Origin of the sequence: Amycolatopsis sp. cmx-11-51, assembly GCF_047608665.1 — a bacterium.
GTDB lineage: Bacteria > Actinomycetota > Actinomycetes > Mycobacteriales > Pseudonocardiaceae > Amycolatopsis.
This window is the reverse complement of record NZ_JADNQO010000023.1, coordinates 23,985-38,947: the sequence shown is the minus strand read 5'-3', so window position 1 is coordinate 38,947 and position 14,963 is coordinate 23,985. Positions and strand designations below refer to the sequence as shown.

The 14,963-nt window shown below is 70.8% G+C and carries 12 protein-coding genes; 8 read left to right on the top strand and 4 right to left on the bottom strand.

What is annotated here, in order from left to right:
* Window positions 1-5: 5 nt before the first annotated feature.
* The 5 genes from ACM6LU_RS36895 (at window position 6) to ACM6LU_RS36875 (ending at window position 5,805) form a co-directional block, all read left to right on the top strand.
* Complete coding sequence (locus ACM6LU_RS36895) at window positions 6-230, top strand: MbtH family protein (RefSeq protein WP_414942502.1); 225 nt, start codon at window positions 6-8, stop codon at window positions 228-230.
* Window positions 227-1,993, top strand: coding sequence for a fatty acyl-AMP ligase (locus ACM6LU_RS36890; RefSeq protein ID WP_414942501.1), 1,767 nt, complete (start codon window positions 227-229; stop codon window positions 1,991-1,993). The genes ACM6LU_RS36895 and ACM6LU_RS36890 overlap by 4 nt, the downstream gene beginning before the upstream one ends.
* On the top strand, window positions 1,990-3,735 hold the full coding sequence (locus tag ACM6LU_RS36885) for an acyl-CoA dehydrogenase family protein (protein WP_414942500.1): 1,746 nt from the start codon (window positions 1,990-1,992) through the stop codon (window positions 3,733-3,735). The genes ACM6LU_RS36890 and ACM6LU_RS36885 overlap by 4 nt, the downstream gene beginning before the upstream one ends.
* On the top strand, window positions 3,732-5,390 hold the full coding sequence (locus ACM6LU_RS36880; protein WP_414942499.1) for an acyl-CoA dehydrogenase: 1,659 nt from the start codon (window positions 3,732-3,734) through the stop codon (window positions 5,388-5,390). Before ACM6LU_RS36885 ends, ACM6LU_RS36880 begins: the two co-directional genes overlap by 4 nt.
* An 82-nt stretch (window positions 5,391-5,472) precedes the next feature.
* Window positions 5,473-5,805, top strand: coding sequence for a hypothetical protein (locus tag ACM6LU_RS36875; protein ID WP_414942498.1), 333 nt, complete (start codon window positions 5,473-5,475; stop codon window positions 5,803-5,805).
* Between the two features lie 272 nt (window positions 5,806-6,077).
* Here ACM6LU_RS36875 and ACM6LU_RS36870 read toward each other — a convergent pair whose 3' ends face one another.
* Window positions 6,078-8,123: an ArnT family glycosyltransferase gene (locus ACM6LU_RS36870; RefSeq protein WP_414942497.1), complete on the bottom strand. Its 2,046-nt coding sequence runs from the start codon at window positions 8,121-8,123 to the stop codon at window positions 6,078-6,080.
* A 166-nt stretch (window positions 8,124-8,289) separates the two neighbouring features.
* On the opposite strand from ACM6LU_RS36870, the gene ACM6LU_RS36865 reads away from it, so the two are divergent.
* From ACM6LU_RS36865 to ACM6LU_RS36855, 3 genes are read left to right on the top strand one after another with little or no spacing between them, the layout of a single operon-like run.
* The gene (locus tag ACM6LU_RS36865) at window positions 8,290-8,826 is read left to right on the top strand and encodes a metal transporter (protein ID WP_414942496.1); all 537 of its coding nucleotides are present in this window, start codon (window positions 8,290-8,292) and stop codon (window positions 8,824-8,826) included.
* Window positions 8,827-8,828: 2 nt separating this feature from the next.
* Window positions 8,829-10,106 carry a histidine kinase gene (locus ACM6LU_RS36860; RefSeq protein WP_414942495.1) on the top strand — a complete coding sequence of 426 codons (1,278 nt, stop codon included), beginning with the start codon at window positions 8,829-8,831 and terminating at the stop codon, window positions 10,104-10,106.
* Entirely contained in the window at window positions 10,103-10,768 is a 666-nt protein-coding gene (locus tag ACM6LU_RS36855) for a response regulator (RefSeq protein WP_414942494.1), read from the top strand. Before ACM6LU_RS36860 ends, ACM6LU_RS36855 begins: the two co-directional genes overlap by 4 nt.
* 9 nt (window positions 10,769-10,777) lie before the next feature.
* On the opposite strand, the gene ACM6LU_RS36850 is transcribed toward ACM6LU_RS36855, so the two are convergent.
* From ACM6LU_RS36850 to ACM6LU_RS36840, 3 genes are read right to left on the bottom strand one after another with little or no spacing between them, the layout of a single operon-like run.
* A complete protein-coding gene (locus tag ACM6LU_RS36850) occupies window positions 10,778-13,378 on the bottom strand; it encodes an amino acid adenylation domain-containing protein (protein WP_414942493.1) in 2,601 nt (866 codons plus the stop codon).
* A gap of 26 nt (window positions 13,379-13,404) precedes the next feature.
* A complete protein-coding gene (locus ACM6LU_RS36845) occupies window positions 13,405-14,229 on the bottom strand; it encodes an SDR family oxidoreductase (protein ID WP_414942492.1) in 825 nt (274 codons plus the stop codon).
* A gap of 9 nt (window positions 14,230-14,238) precedes the next feature.
* Window positions 14,239-14,949: a thioesterase II family protein gene (locus tag ACM6LU_RS36840; protein WP_414942491.1), complete on the bottom strand. Its 711-nt coding sequence runs from the start codon at window positions 14,947-14,949 to the stop codon at window positions 14,239-14,241.
* Window positions 14,950-14,963 lie beyond the last annotated feature (14 nt).

The following is a 14,963-nucleotide window of genomic DNA, read 5'->3' as shown; positions in this document are numbered from 1 at the left end:
GTGCCGTGCCAAATCCTTTCGAGGACCCCGACGCCCATTATTTCGTCTTGGTCAATGACGAGGGTCAGCATTCCCTCTGGCCCGTTTTCGCCGACGTTCCCGCCGGATGGAAATCCGTTTTCGGGGAAGCCGGACGACAGGATTGCCTTGACTACATCGAGAAGAACTGGACCGACATGCGTCCGAAGAGCCTCATCGAGGCGATGGAGAAAACAGCGTCGACGTCATGACCATCGACCTCACCGGATACCAGAGCCTGGGTGAGGCCTTCGCCGCGCGCGCCGCCGAGTTCCCCGATCGCACCGCGTTGACCTTTTACCAGGGCTCGACCGCGACGGAACACGAAAGTATCGGCTATCGGGAGCTGGAGCGCCGAGCCCGGGTGCGCGCGGCGGAGCTCGCTCAGCGGCTGGGCCCCGGCGAACGGGTGCTCATCGCCCTGCCGACGAGCCCGGAGTTCGTGGAGATCTACCTCGCTTGTCTGTTCGCCGGACTGATCGCTGTTCCTTCGCCGGTGCCGGCTTACTCGGCGAGCGCCGATGAGCGGATCGCCGCGATCGCGGCCGACTGCTTGCCAGCGCTGACCATCACCACCGACGCCGCGCTCGCGGAGGTCACCTCGCACCTGCGGGAGCACGGCCTGCCCGTCGAAGCCGTGCGCCCCGTGAGCGCGCAGCACCTCCCCGAGCCCGTGACGGGCGAGCGGCCGATTGGCCGCGACACGGACGCGGTGCTGCAATACAGCTCCGGCTCCACCGGGTCGCCGAACGGCGTGATCCTCACCCACGGCGCCGTCCTGTCCAACCTCGAGGCGCTGTGCGTGAACTTGCGCCTCGGCCCGAGGGACCGGTTCGGCGGCTGGTTGCCGCTGCACCACGACATGGGCCTGTTCACCCAGCTCACCGCGGCACTGCTGTGCGGCGCCCCGCTCGTCCTGATGCAGCCGACGACGTTCGTCCGGCGGCCGGTCGAGTGGCTCCGCATGCTCGACCGGTTCGAGATCACCTGTACCGGCGGTCCCAACTTCGCCTACGAACTCTGCACGCGCGTCATCACCGACGAGAAAATGGGCGGTCTCGATCTCTCCGGGGTGCGCTACTTCCTGAACGGCGCCGAGCCGATCCACGTGCCCACCTTCCAGGCGTTCACGGAACGGTTCGCCCGGATCGGGCTCGACCCTCGCACCCATTCCCCCGGCTACGGCCTGGCCGAGACCACGGCGTACGTGGCGTGCGTATCCGACGAGGTTTTGCCGACCGTGCTCACGGTGGACACCCGGCGCCTGGAAACGGCCGAGCGGCCCGAACTGGCCTCGGTGCCCAGTGGCGACGGCAGGCCGGTGACCGGAGTGGGACGGCCGCACGCCTTCGACACGCGGATCGTCGACCCGCGCACCCGCGAACCGCTACCCGAGGGCCGGGTCGGCGAAATCTGGTTACGCGGGGACAGCATCGGCCGCGGCTACTGGAGCAAGCCGGAGCTGAGCGCACGCGTCTTCGACGCCGCGTTGACCGGCGTCGAGGACGGCGGCGGCTGGCTGCGCACCGGCGACCTGGGTGCCTTCGCCGACGGCGAACTGTTCGTCACCGGCCGCCTCAAGGAGTTGCTGATCGTCCACGGCCGCAACCTGTTCCCCCAGGACGTGGAGCACGAGGCCCGTGCCGCGCATCAGGCTCTCGGCGGCCAGCTCGGTGCCGCGTTCGGGGTCGGCGCGCCGGACGAGCGCGTCGTGTTGGTCCACGAGGTCCGTCCCGGAACCCCGAAATCCGAGCTGGCGGCGGTGATCACGGCCGTCACCCGCAGGCTCAACCGGTCGTTCGGTTTCCCCGTGCGCAACGTCGTGCTCATCCGGCACGGCACCGTGCGCCGCACCACCAGCGGGAAGATCAGGCGCACCGCCATGCGAGACCGGTTCCTCGCCGGCGAAATGACAGTGCTGCACGCCGAACTGGAGCCGGGCCTGCGTCCCGCGCCGTCGGGAGTGGAGCCGTGACGTTCACCCGCTCCGGTGTCGAGATCGAGATCGCGCTCGACACCGCGCTGGTGGACGTCACGGCGACCGGCTCCGGCGGGGTCGGCCGCCGGATCGCCGAGCTGGACTCCGCCGAAGAATTCCCGTCGCCCCTCGTCGACCTGTTGGACGCCTTCGGCCTGCCCGCGTACTACGTCCCCACCGGATGGGGCGGCGCCGTCGAGGACCATGAACTGCTGCTTCGCCTGTGGCGCACGGTGGCCAGGCGCGACCTGAGCGCCGTGATCGCGCATGGCAAGACCTATCTTGGGGCCGCCTCCGTCTGGATCGCGGGCGACGCCGAGCAGGCCGCCGCTACCGCGGCCCGGATACTGGCCGGCGCCCAGATCGCCTGGGCGCTGTCCGAACCGGACCACGGCGCAGATCTGCTGAACGGGGAGGTGGCCGCGACAGCGCGTGCCGCCGGTTATCGGCTCGACGGCGTGAAATGGCCCATCAACAACGCCACTCGCGCCCGCTACCTGACCGTCCTCGCCCGCACCGGCAAGGCGGGTACCGGACGCGGCCAGAGCCTTTTCCTCGTCGACAAGGCCGCGCTCGAACCCGGCACCTGGCGACTGCTGCCCAAGGAACCGACGCACGGGATCCGCGGCGTGGACATCTCCGGCATCGCGTTCCAGGACGCGACACTGCCAGCCACCGCGCTGCTCGGCGCCGAGGGCACCGGAGTGGAGACCGTCCTTCGCGCGCTGCAGCTCACCCGGACCCTGTGCACCGCCTTGTCCCTCGGCTCGGGCGAACACGCGCTCCGGCTCGCCGCGGCCTTCGCCGCCGAACGGATCATCCAGCGCCGCCCGTTGCTGGCCCGCGCGTACCCGCGCGCGGCCCTCGGCCGCTGCGCCGCGTTACTGGCCGCCGCCGAAGCCACGGCAGTGGTGAGCAGCCGTTCGATTCACGCGCTCACCGGAGAGATGAGCGTGATCTCCGCCGTCGTCAAGGCTTTGGTGCCCACACTGACCGACGTGATGCTCGGCGAGGTGGCCGAATTGCTCGGTGCGCGCTCCTTCCTCACCGACGTGTACGCGCACGGCGCGTTCCAGAAGATTTGGCGGGATCACCAGATCGTCTCGGTCTTCGACGGCAGCACCCCGGTGAACCGCAGCGCGCTGATCCAGCAATTCCCCCGCCTGGCGAGGGAATTCGCCGCCGGCACGGTGGACACGGACGGGCTGGCGAAGGCGGTGTCGGTCGGAAGCGCGCCGGGTCCGCTGGACCGCGGTGCCCTCACCCTGCTGTCCCGGCGGGGGTGCTCGCTGCTGCAATCCCTTCCAGCGCTGGCCGGATCGATCACCGCCGAGACCGCCCCGGACGGGCTCGCGGCGCACGCGACCGCCCTGGCCGCCACCACCAGGCGGGTCCACGAACTGATGGCCGAGGTGCCCCCGGCCGCCCACCCGCCGATGGCCGCTTACGAACTCGCCGCCGCCTACGAACTCTGTTACGCGGGCGCGGCGTGCCTGCACACCTGGTCGGCCGAGCGGCACCGGGACGAACCGCTGTGGGAGAACGGCCTTTGGGTACGAGCCGCGCTCCGCGCACTGCGGGTCAGGCTCGACGCCACGCTGCGGCTCCCCGCGCCCGGCGCCGAGGCGGGAGACGACCTGATCGACGACGCGATCGCGGAACGCGTGGCCGCGGCCGCCCGCACCGGCGCCCCGGTCACCCCGTTCGGCACACCGATGATCCCGGAGGACCGGTCATGAGCGCCGCCGAGCTGGACGCGCTGTTCGGCGACGCCCTGGACGACCGGAACCCGTTGGGATACAGGGAGATCCTGGCGGCCGACGAACGACAGGAGATGCTCGCCGCAGGCGAACGGGTACTGGACGAGTACGGCCTGAACGCCGAGTTCGTTCCCGTGGCCTACGGGGGCCGCTGGGAGCGCGCTGACCGGCTCGCCGAGGTGCTGCGCACGGTGTGGCGGCGAGACCCGTGTCTCGGCCTCGGCTACGGCTTCAGCTCTCTCATCGCGTCCGTCAACATCTGGACCACCGGGAACGAGGAGCAGCGCCGCCGCGCGGCAGGCCTGCTGCTGGCGAACCGCCGGATCGCCGCCGCCTTCCACGAACTGGCACACGGCAACGACTTCGCGCACGCCGAGTGCGTCGCCCGACCGGACGGTGGGGACTGGCTGCTCTCCGGTCGCAAGGAGATCGTGACCAACCTGCGGCGGGCCGAGGCCATGGTGCTGTTCGCCCGCACCGGCGCGGCGGGGAGCCGCGGCCACAGCCAGTTCCTCGTCCTGCGGGACGACCTGCCCGCCGCGGGGCTGCGGGACCTGCCGCGGTTTCACAGCTCCGGCATGCGCGGAGTCCAGCTGGGCGGCGTGGAGTTCGACGGCTGCCCCATCCCCGGCGACGCCCTGATCGGTTCCCCCGGCCAGGGCATCGAGATGGCACTGCGCTCGTACCAGATCACCCGGTCGGTGGGCGCCGCGATGTTCGCCGGTCCGCTGGAGACCGCGCTGCGGCTGGCGATCCGCTGCTCGCTCGACCGCCGGCTTTACGGCGGCTCGGCCGCCGACCTGCCGTACGTGCGCGCGGCGATCGCCCGCGCCTACGCCGATCTGCTGGCCATCGAGGCGTTCTCGTCGGTGGTCCTGCGTGCCCTGCATCTGGCGCCGGAGTCGATGGCCGTCTACGCCCCGGCGGCGAAGTATCTGACCGCGCGGATGCTGCTCGACGCGTTCGCGGACCTGCGCGCGGTACTGGGTGCGCGTTCCTACCTCCGGCAGGGCCCGTACGCGATGTTCCAGAAACTGGCAAGGGACATCGCGCCTGCCACCTTCGCCCACGTGTCGCTCAGCGCGGCGCTGGTGACGCTGCTGCCGCAACTCCCCCGGCTGGCCAGGCGATCGTGGCTGTCCGACCCGGCCGCGACGCCTCCGCTGTTCGACATCGGCGGTGACCTTCCCTCGCTCTCCCTCGACCGGCTGAGCGCCGGAATGCCACGCCATGACGGGATCATCGGCGCCCTCGCCGAGATCGATGGCGAGGCGTCACCGCACGGCTCCGATCCCGTGCGCCGGTTCACGGCGCGCTACGCGGAGGAACTACGGAGGTTGCGGGACGGGTGCGCCGCACTCGAACCCGCGGACCTCGCCATCGACGCGTCGCCCGCCGCGTTCGCGCTTGCCGACCGGTACACCGTGATCCTCGCCGCCTCCTCCGTACTCGCGGTGCGGCGACACGGCGGCGAGCGCCACGACGAGGCCGTGCTGCTGGGCGCGCTGGACCGACTGACCGAACGGATGGGCGGCCCGGCGGTGCTCAGCCCGGCCGAACGCGAAGAGACGGAGCGACGGCTGTTCGACCAAGCCGTCGCGCGGTGCCTCGACGGCCTGCCCCTGAGTGCCTGAACCCGAATGACGTAGTGGCGGCCGGATGGTGCCGCACGGGCATGCAGGGAATCACTCACGAAAAAGGAAAGAGGAGACGGCAATGATCCGAATCATGCTCAAATCCGCGGTGACGATGACAGCGATGGCCGCCGCGCTGAGCTTTTCGCCCGCGATGTCCTCGGCGGCGGCTGCTCCCCCCGGCTACCTGAGGTTCTGCAATACGGGGGCCACTTGTCTCAATCGCCCAGTGGTCGAAGGGCCGGGCTGCAGCAACATCGGTGTCGGCGCTCCGCACGTCTGGGCGAAGAACCACTCCGACAGGGGCCAGTACATCTACCACCAGGAGGACTGCGCTGGAGCGAACCGGGTGTACCTGGGACCCGGTGTCACCAGAGGCGGCTTCGGTACCTACCGAAGCTTCAGCGACGCGTGACTTCTGATGAGGTAGGTGGCCCCACCCGGAGTACATGAAGGACCCCTTCCTGGCGCCTGGCGCCAGGGCTCCGGCAAAGTCGCGCAACTGCCGTTCGGTGTCGCGATAGCCACTTTCGGGACATCTGACGTCGCGAAAGTGGCTTTCGCGACACCGGGGGGCGGCCGCATTTGACGTCTGAGCCACTCACGACCCGCGTGACCAGCTTTGCGACTTCGCCGGGACCCCTTCCTGGCGCCAGGAAGGGGTCCTTCATGTACCCGCGCCCAGTGTCAGTTCCCGGCGGTGCAGCGGAAGACGAAAAGCCCGGGGTCACCACCGTGCTCGGCCGGCGGTACGAGCGGGCAGCTGGTGGCCGTCCAGACCACGATCCGGTACAGCTCCGAATCGTTCGTGAAGAGGCCACCCGCGCCGCCCAGCACCACGTGCCGCACTTCCCCTGCCTCCACGAGCTGCCGCACCCGCGCGAGGGTCGGCCACGGCACTTGCCCGGAGAACCCGCCCATCGGCAGGAACCGTTCTCCGGTCGGCACGATGAACTGACCGGCGGTCTGCCAAGACGTCGTGGCCGCCACGTAGCGCGCGCCTTCGCGATGCGCCAGCAGATAGTCGTACAGGCTCCGCTGTGTGTCGGTCAGGGTGTCCTTCGTGTCGCTGTCCAGATCCACCCCGACCGGTCCGCTCGGCCCGGCACCGGCCTCGAAGGCGCTGCCCGCGTACTTGTGGTCGAAAGCCGACAGGCCCCAGGCACACGGAAGCACCAGTACCGCGACGAGGCAGGCGACGGCCGCGGGCGCGACAGTCGCACGCCGCAGCGCCCCGGCGATCAGCACGGCCGCCGCCACCGCCGCCCCGCCGAGGGAAAGCCAAGTCAGCCAAGGCAGGAAGTCCGGGTACCCCGAGGCCAGGTACGCCGTCCAGGCCAGCTGCGCGACGAGCACCGAAGGCAGCAGCCAAGTCGCCCGGCGGTCGCGATACAGCCGCAGGCTCAGCACCGCCCCCGCCGCGGCCAGCGCGGCCAGCGGTGGCGCGAGCGCGACGAGGTACGCGCTGTGCATGACGGTCATCCGGCTGAGGACCACAGCGAAAGTGACCAGCCACAGCCCCCACAGCACGAACCCGCCCCACACCGGACCGGTGCGCCGGGTACGGCGATACAGGACGAGACCGGCGGCCAGCCCCGCCAAGGCGAGCGGGTACAGCCAGCCGACCTGGGTCGCGTAGCGCTCGCCGAACAGTTTGTGCCAGGCCTGGGGCGGGTCCTCGGCCGCGGGTGCCGAAGCGGGCTCCGGTGCGGGCTCCGGAACTGGTTGCGGCTCCCCCGGTTGCTCCGGTTGCGGCGGAGCGGCCAGGCGTTCGAGCTCGGGAGGCAGTTTCAGGTCGGTGGACAGAGAGGGATCCGTGAAGTCGGTGCGAGCGGCGCCCGGTACGTGGAGACCGAACCGGTCCAAACCGTTGTAGCCGAAGACCATCGAGAACGCGTTGTCGTTGGTGGTCGCGTCCATAGCGGGCCGCTTCCCCGCGGGAGTCACCGTGTACAGCAGGACCCAGCTCAACGAGACCGCGATCAGCACGGCACCGGTGAGCGCGAGCTGCCCGGCCCGCCGCCGCCACGAAGCGGGAGCGACGAGCAGATAGGTCACGGCGAACGCGGGCACCACCATCCAGGCCTCGATCATCTTCATCTGGAAACCGACCCCCACCCAGACGGCGGCGAGGATCAGCCAGCGCGTCCTGGCCCGCGTCACCGCGATCATGAACGCGTCCGCGGCGAGGAGCAGGCACAGGATCAACGCCCCGTCTTCCATGGCATGGCCGAACACCGAGGCCACTATCGGCGTGAACGCGAACAGGCCCGCTGCCAGTAAACCCGCGGCGGCGCCGAGCCAGCGCCGGACCAGCCGATAGAGCACCAAAACCGAGAGCACGCCCCAAACAACCTGCGGCAGGGTCAACGACCACTCGTGAAATCCGAAGATCCGCGCGGACAGCGCCTGCGGCAGAAAAGCCCCGCCCAGTTTGTCGAGGGTGATCGAAGCGCCGGGATCGAAGGCACCGTAGAAGAACGCCTTCCAGCTCACCGACATGCTCTTCACGGCCGCCGCGTAATAATGCGCGTACCCGCTCCGCCCGATGTTCCACGAATACAACGCCCCCGTGAGAACGACAATACCGAGCAACGCGGGACGCGCCCAGCGCGGCTGATCCGGCGGCGAGCGCCAGAACCGCAGCCGCGCCCAGCCACGCTCTGGTGCGCCGGCGGGCTCCGCCTTCACCATTTCGGTCTGCGTCGAAGGTAAAACGGTCTCCTCGGCCACGGCGCGCCCCTCGACACGTAGGTGGAGTTTCTGCGGTGAGAAGCACTTTAAGCGCCTGGGGCCGGATCACCGCAGTGTCAATATCGGCCCAAAGCACGGCCTTTCCCGCACCCTCCTGTACTTTCGGCTGATTCCCCGGACGCCAGCCCTTCCTATTCTGAGTCACATGACTTCAGCGGAACGGCCAGCGGGCATCATGGTCAACGTCGGGCTCGGCATCGTGTTCGCCGCGGGCATCGTGTTCACGGCGGTCATGCTCATGAACAGCTGGGGCAAAACGTCCTGGGTCTTCTGCTCGCTCGTCGCGGTGGTGTTGTCCGTACTCGCGCTGCTGCGCGAGCGACAGAAGACACTGATGGCGGGCGCGGGCGTGGCCGTCGCGGCCGTCGCCGTCGTGGTGTCGCTGGTCTCCGGTGACTCCCTGCCGAAGGAGCCCTCGCCCATCACGGCACTGGCACTGGCCGTACTCGTCGGCTCCGCGATCAGGACACTCCCGATCGGACCGGCCATCGCCATCGCCGCGGGCGGCATCGCGGTGAACGTGGGTGCCTGGCTCGACGGACGGGACACGGTGCCGTACCTGGCCACCGCGGCGCTGGTCGTCGCGCTGGTGGTGGGGCCGTCGCTGCGTACCCGCGATCATCACTTCCGGGTCACCAACCCCGCGCCGCGGTCGTACTGGTCCGATTCACCCCAACGGTAACCGTGCGCGAAGACATTTACCTCGCCATGTCCACCGCTCGGCCCGTCGGCCAGGACGAAACCCCCACGTCCGACCGCTCCGGGCTGCCCGAGTCGCCGCCGTACGGCCAGTCCGCACGGCGGCGACTCGGTACCCTGACCGTCGTGACCACTCCGGATCGCTGGGTCAAGGTCGCTTCCGACGCCGGGCTCGGCGCCTTGTTCCTCGCCGCGATCGCGATCCAGGTCTTCGCGCTCGCGGCGAGCTGGGGTGGCGCGTCCTGGGTTCCGGGCGCCCTCGCCGCCATCGTGGTGTGCGGGCTCGCACTGGCACGTCGGCGCGAGCGAACCTGGACCGCGGTCACCGGGCTCGTCGTCGCGGCGCTCACGATCCTGATCGGCCTGCTGCCGGCCACCCGCCTCCCCACCGAACCCGGACCCGCCATGGCGCTGGGCCTCGCGGTGCTCATCGGGTCCGCGGTCCGGACACTGGCACCGGTGCGGGCCGGTGCCATCGCGGGCGCCGAGCTGCTGCTGATCGTCGCCCAACTCGCCGTCGGGCCGGTGTCGGCCGTACCCGCGATCGCCGCCGCGACCTGGCTGGCCGGGGTCGCGGCGGGGTTGGCGCTGCGGGTACTCGACGGCAGGACGCGAACGGCCGCCGACCGGGTGCGCCGGGCCGAACGACTGGAACTCGCCAGGGAACTGCACGACATCGTGGCCCACCACCTCACCGGGATGCTGATCCAGTCCCAGGCCGCGCAGGTCGTCGCGCGGCGGAATCCCGAAAAGGTTTCGGAGTCGCTGGTCGAGATCGAGGCCGCGGGGTCCGACGCCATGGTCGCGATGCGCCGCGTCGTCGAGCTGTTGCGCGACACCGACGACACGGCACCCACTTCGCCGCAACCGGAGGGGCTGGGCGAGATGGTCCGGCGATTCGGCAAACAGCACGCGAACGTCCGGCTCAGCTCCCCCGAAGACACGACGGACTGGCCGCCCGAGGTGACCAGCACGGTGTACCGCATCGTCCAAGAAGCGCTGACGAACGTGCTGCGGCACGCGCCGAACGCCCGTTCGGTCGACGTGACCGTCGACCGTGACACCAAGGGCGTCACCGTCGAAGTCGTCGACGACGCCTCGCCGAGTACGGCCCGGCCCGGCCACCGAGGGGGCTACGGTTTGATCGGTATGCGCGAACGTGTCGAGACGCTCGGTGGGACGCTGTCCGCCGGACCGCGGCCTTCCGGCGCCGGCTGGTCCGTGCGGACGACTCTGCCCATCCCCACCAGGGAGCCTCGATGACGATCAAGATCCTGCTCGCCGACGACCAGGCAATGGTCCGCGCGGGCCTGCGGCTGATCCTGGAGGACCAGTCCGATCTCGAGGTCATCGGGGAGGCCGAGGACGGCGCGGAAGCGATCACCATGGCCAGACAGCTGCGGCCGGACGTGTGCCTGGTGGACATCAGGATGCCCAAGCTCGACGGCATCCAGGTCACCCGCACGCTGGCGGGCCCCGGGGTGACCGACCCGATCCGGATCGTCGTGGTCACCACTTTCGATCTCGACGAGTACGTCTACGGTGCGCTGCGCGGTGGTGCGGTCGGCTTCGTCCTCAAGGACGCCGGGCCGGCGCTGCTCATCGAGGCGGTGCGGGCCGCCCACAACGGCGAGGCGCTCGTCTCGCCGTCGATCACCCTCCGGTTGCTCAAGCACCTGAACGACACCGGCGAGGTGTCGCAGGCCGATCCGGCGCAGACGGCGTCGTTGTCCAGACGCGAGATGGAGGTCGTGCGGACCATCGCACGGGGCCTGTCCAACCGGGAGATCGCCGCCGAACTGTTCATCTCCCTCAGCACGGTCAAAAGCCACGTCGCCGGGATCCAGACCAAGCTCGGGGTGCGCAACCGGGTCGGGATCGCCGCGTGGGCCTGGGAAAAGCGGCTCGTCCAGAGCCCGACGTGACGGCGTGGCTCAGGACCGCAGCGATTCCGCCAGCTCACGCACCGTGGGATTGAGGTAGAGCGCACGCGGATGCAGCGGCGGCAAGCCGCGCTCGCGCATGGCCCCCGCGATCCGCATGGCCAGCAGCGAATTCCCGCCCATCTCCCAAAAGCTGTCGGACGCGCCGACAGCGAAGCCGAGCACCTGCCGCCACACCGCCAGCAGCTCACCGGCGAGGTCGTCTTCCCCCGCCGGTGATTCGCCGTCCACACCGGACTCCGGCGGAGACACCCGCGCGAGGGGCGCGGCGGGTTCCGGTAGCGCGGCGAGGTCCACTTTTCCGTTGGCGGTCACCGGGAGCGCGGGCAGCGCGGTGATGGTCGACGGCACCATGTGGTCCGGCAGGATGCGGCCGATCCGCTCCCGCACCGCCGCCGTGGTCCCCTCCGCGAGCACCACGTACGCGTCGAGCCGTGCGGTGGCCGCGTCCGTCCCGCGCAGCGTGACCGCGGCCGCGACCACCCCGGCGCATTCCGCCAGCACCGACCGGATCTCGTCCGGTTCGATGCGGAAGCCACGCAGCTTGACCTGGTCGTCCAGCCTGCCGAGGTGCTCCAGCACACCGTCCGGCCGCAGCCGTCCCCGGTCCCCGGTGCGGTACATCCGCCCGCCACCGAACGGGTCGGGCGGGAATCGTTCGGCGGTCAGTCCTGGACGGCGCAGGTAGCCGAGCGCGACACCGCCGCCGGCGACGTGGATCTCGCCCGCCACTCCCGGCGGCGCGAGCCGCCCGAGTTCGTCCAGCACGTACACCCGCCACCCTGGGATCGGCCTGCCGACGGACTTCGACCCGGCGAGCGCGTGCCACCGGGTGATGGTCTCGGCGGTGACATGCACGGTGGTCTCGGTGATGCCGAACATGTTCACCAGACGGCACCGGGTCTCGGGGTACCGGTCCAGCCACGGCAGCAGGCTCCTGACGTGTAGCGGCTCTCCCCCGAAGATCACCAGCCGGACCGGCAACCGCTCGTGGCTCGTGCGATCCACCTCCGCGAGCGGGGCGAACGCCGACGGAGTCTGGCTCAGCACGGTGACCCGGCGTTCGGCCAGCAGGTCGCGCGTCTGCTCCGGAGACCGCGACACCCAGTACGGGACGACGACGAGGTGCCCGCCCGTGAGCAGGCAGCCCCAGATCTCCCAGACCGAGAAGTCGAACGCGACGGAGTGGAAGAACGTCCACACGTCGTCGGCGCCGAGGGCGAAGTCGTCCCGGGTGGCGTCCACCAGCGCGACGACGTTGGCATGCGGGACGAGCACGCCTTTGGGCCTGCCGGTGGAGCCCGAGGTGTAGATCACGTACGCCGCTTCGTCCGGGCCACCCTCGATGGTGCCGGGTGCGCCGTCGCCACCCAGTTCCGCGACCGTTCCTGGTGTCACCACCCGAAGTCCCGGGGAGACGGGGAACCCGGGGAGCGTGGTGATCACGACGGAGAGCCGGGCGTCGTCGACCGTGTAGGCGAGACGCTCCGCCGGGTAGGCCGGATCGAGCGGCACGTAGGCGGCGCCCGCCTTGAGCACGGCGAGCAGGACCGCCACCAGTTCCACCGACCGGTCGAGGCAGACACCGACCAGGTCTCCCGGGTTCACCCCGGCGGCGCGCAGGCCGCCGGCCAGCCTGGCGGACCACCGGTCGAGCTCACCGTAGCTGACCTGACCGTCCTCATCGGACAGTGCGATCGCGTCGGGCCGCTCGGCGGCGCGCTCCGCGAACACCTCCGGGATGCGGCGTGGCGTGGCACGCGGGGCGCGCGACGAGCGTCCGAGCGCCAGCACGTGTTCGCGCTCGGCCTCGTCGAAGATGTCCTCCCCCGCCGTCCGGTGGGCTTCGAGCAGATGCCGGACGAACCGGTCGGCGACCGGCAGGCCGACCCCGCCGGGCCGGTAGTGGCACCGCAGTTCGCCCACTCCGTCGCCGCCGCGGGCGACCGTGACGGTCAGCGGGAACGGAGGCGCGAGGCAGGGTACGTACTCCCCTGTGTCGTCGGAATCGAGGCCGTCGAGATCGAACAGCATCCCCGCACCGGCGAGCCGCTCCCCCGGCTCGTACCGGGCGAGGACGGTGGCGAGCGCCGCCTTCCACCGCTCGGGGTCGCGGTCGGTGCCGGACGGCAAGGCGACCCGGAATTCGGCGGGTTCGTAGTAGCCGAGCCCCCGGTCACCCAGTCCCCACACCGGTACGTGGTCGGTGCCGGGCGGGCGGGCGAACGACCGTGCGGGTGCCGGGCCGCCCTCCAGCGCCGCGGCGGCGAGCAGGCGCAGCGCCTGGCCGTCGAACGCGGCCCGGTGCGCGACGACCACCAGATCCGCCCGGCCGTCGGAGTACTCGACCAGCGCGGCCCGCGCCCCGCGCCGGGCATCGACCGGCCTGGCCAGCTCGCGGGCGCGGCGTTGGGCGGCGGCCGGGTCTTCGGCGGAGAACGGGACCCGCTCGGCCCAGAGCTCTCCAGGGCCGGCGATGCTCGCGAAGCGCTTGGCGACCACTTCGGCGTCGACCGGGCCGTCGAGCAGGAGGCACAGCGCGTGGCAGTGCCTGGCGTTCCTGGACCATTGCGAAGGCGTGACCACAGCCATCTCCCCACGGTTCGGCGGTTGTCCGGTCAGCGGGCGGTGAACCCGCCGTCGACGGTGATGACCGATCCCGTGACCTGCCGGGATCCGTCGGAGGCGAGCCAGACGCCGGCCTCGGCGACATCGTCGGGCTCGACCAGGGCGTTCATGGGCTGTGACTGGACGAACGCCGCTTCGTGCTCGCCGACCGGCACCCGCAGCGACCTGGCGATCTCCGCCAGCATCCGGCCCTCCACCTCGGGGTCGTCCCGGACCGACCCTGGGCAGAGGGCGTTGACCCGGACCTTCACCGGGGCGAAGTCGAGCGCCGCGGCCTTGGTGAGCCCGATGACGCCGTGCTTGGCCGCGACGTAGCCCGCGAAGTGGCGATACCCGACCAGCCCCGCCGTCGAGGCGACGTTGATGATGCTGCCGCTCCGCTGGGCGGTCATGATCTTGCCGACCGCCGCCGTCGCACGCCAGGCACCGGAGAGGTCCACGTCGATCATGAGCTGCCATTCGTCTTCGGTGATCTCGTCGGTGGGGGTGCCCGACGGCGTGGCGATCCCGGCGTTGTTGACCAGGACGTCGATCCGTCCGCTCCAGCCGTGGGCGTCGTCGGCGACCTGCCGCAGCGCGGCGAGATCACGGACGTCCGCGTGCCGGGTCAGCACGGCGGCACCCCGCGCACGGCAGAGGTCGGCGGTGTGCGCGAGCTGGCTCGCGCTGCCCATCGGATACGACACACCGGGCAGGTCCTCGCAGACGTCGAGGAGGACGAGATCGGCGCCTTCACGGGCGAAGGCGACCGCGCAGGCCCGGCCGAGACCGCGGGCGGCCCCGGTGATGATCGCGGTCTTGCCGTCGAGCCGCATGGCTTCTCCTCACCACTCTCGGTGGGCGAGTTCGTCGTTGACCAGACGCAGCAGGGCGCCGGGATCCTCGGCGATGTACATATGCCCGCCCTCGATCTCCTCCTGCGCGAACTCGGCGCTGGTCGCTTGCAGCCACTCGGCCGTCTGCTCGGCCGTCACCAGGTCGTCCTCGGTCCCGCGCACGGCGGTGATCGGCCGCGGCAACGGCCGGTCCGTCGCGGGCACGTAGTTCTCGTGCATCTCGACGTCCGCGCGCAGGGTCGGCAAAATCAGCTCCCGCATGTCCGGCTCGGCGAGCGCCTCGTGGTCGTACTTGGCGAACTCCTTGACCCTGGACAGGAACTCCTCGTCGGGGAGGCCGGTCGCGCACCGGGTCCGCCGGGTCCAGGGGCCGGGCGAGCCACTCACGAACAACCGCACCACCTCGGCGTCGCTGTGCGCGACCAGCAAGTGGGCCAGCTCGTAGGCCAGCACCGCGCCGAGGCTGTGGCCGAAGACCGCGATCCGTTCCCCGGGCGCGAGTTCGCCGGTGACGGCGGGCAGCAGCCCGGCCGCGGCTTTGCCCACGTCCCGGTACGGATCCTCGGAAAGCCGCCATTCCCGTCCGGGCAGCTGCAGCGCGACGATCCGCGGTGCCCCGTCCGTCAGTGCCGCCCAAGGGTGGAAGAACGAGGCGCCCGCCCCCGCGAAGGGGACACACACCAGGGATGTCCGTCGCATGTCCGCTCTCTCCG

Bases quoted from the DNA above. Each gene is read 5' to 3' on its own strand.
- ACM6LU_RS36890 (WP_414942501.1), top strand. From the start codon at position 227: ATGACCATCGACCTCACCGGATACCAGAGCCTGGGTGAGGCCTTCGCC.
- ACM6LU_RS36880 (WP_414942499.1), top strand. From the start codon at position 3,732: ATGAGCGCCGCCGAGCTGGACGCGCTGTTCGGCGACGCCCTGGACGAC.
- ACM6LU_RS36875 (WP_414942498.1), top strand. From the start codon at position 5,473: ATGATCCGAATCATGCTCAAATCCGCGGTGACGATGACAGCGATGGCC.
- ACM6LU_RS36865 (WP_414942496.1), top strand. From the start codon at position 8,290: ATGACTTCAGCGGAACGGCCAGCGGGCATCATGGTCAACGTCGGGCTC.
- ACM6LU_RS36855 (WP_414942494.1), top strand. From the start codon at position 10,103: ATGACGATCAAGATCCTGCTCGCCGACGACCAGGCAATGGTCCGCGCG.
- ACM6LU_RS36850 (WP_414942493.1), bottom strand. From the start codon at position 13,378: ATGGCTGTGGTCACGCCTTCGCAATGGTCCAGGAACGCCAGGCACTGC.
- ACM6LU_RS36845 (WP_414942492.1), bottom strand. From the start codon at position 14,229: ATGCGGCTCGACGGCAAGACCGCGATCATCACCGGGGCCGCCCGCGGT.
- ACM6LU_RS36840 (WP_414942491.1), bottom strand. From the start codon at position 14,949: ATGCGACGGACATCCCTGGTGTGTGTCCCCTTCGCGGGGGCGGGCGCC.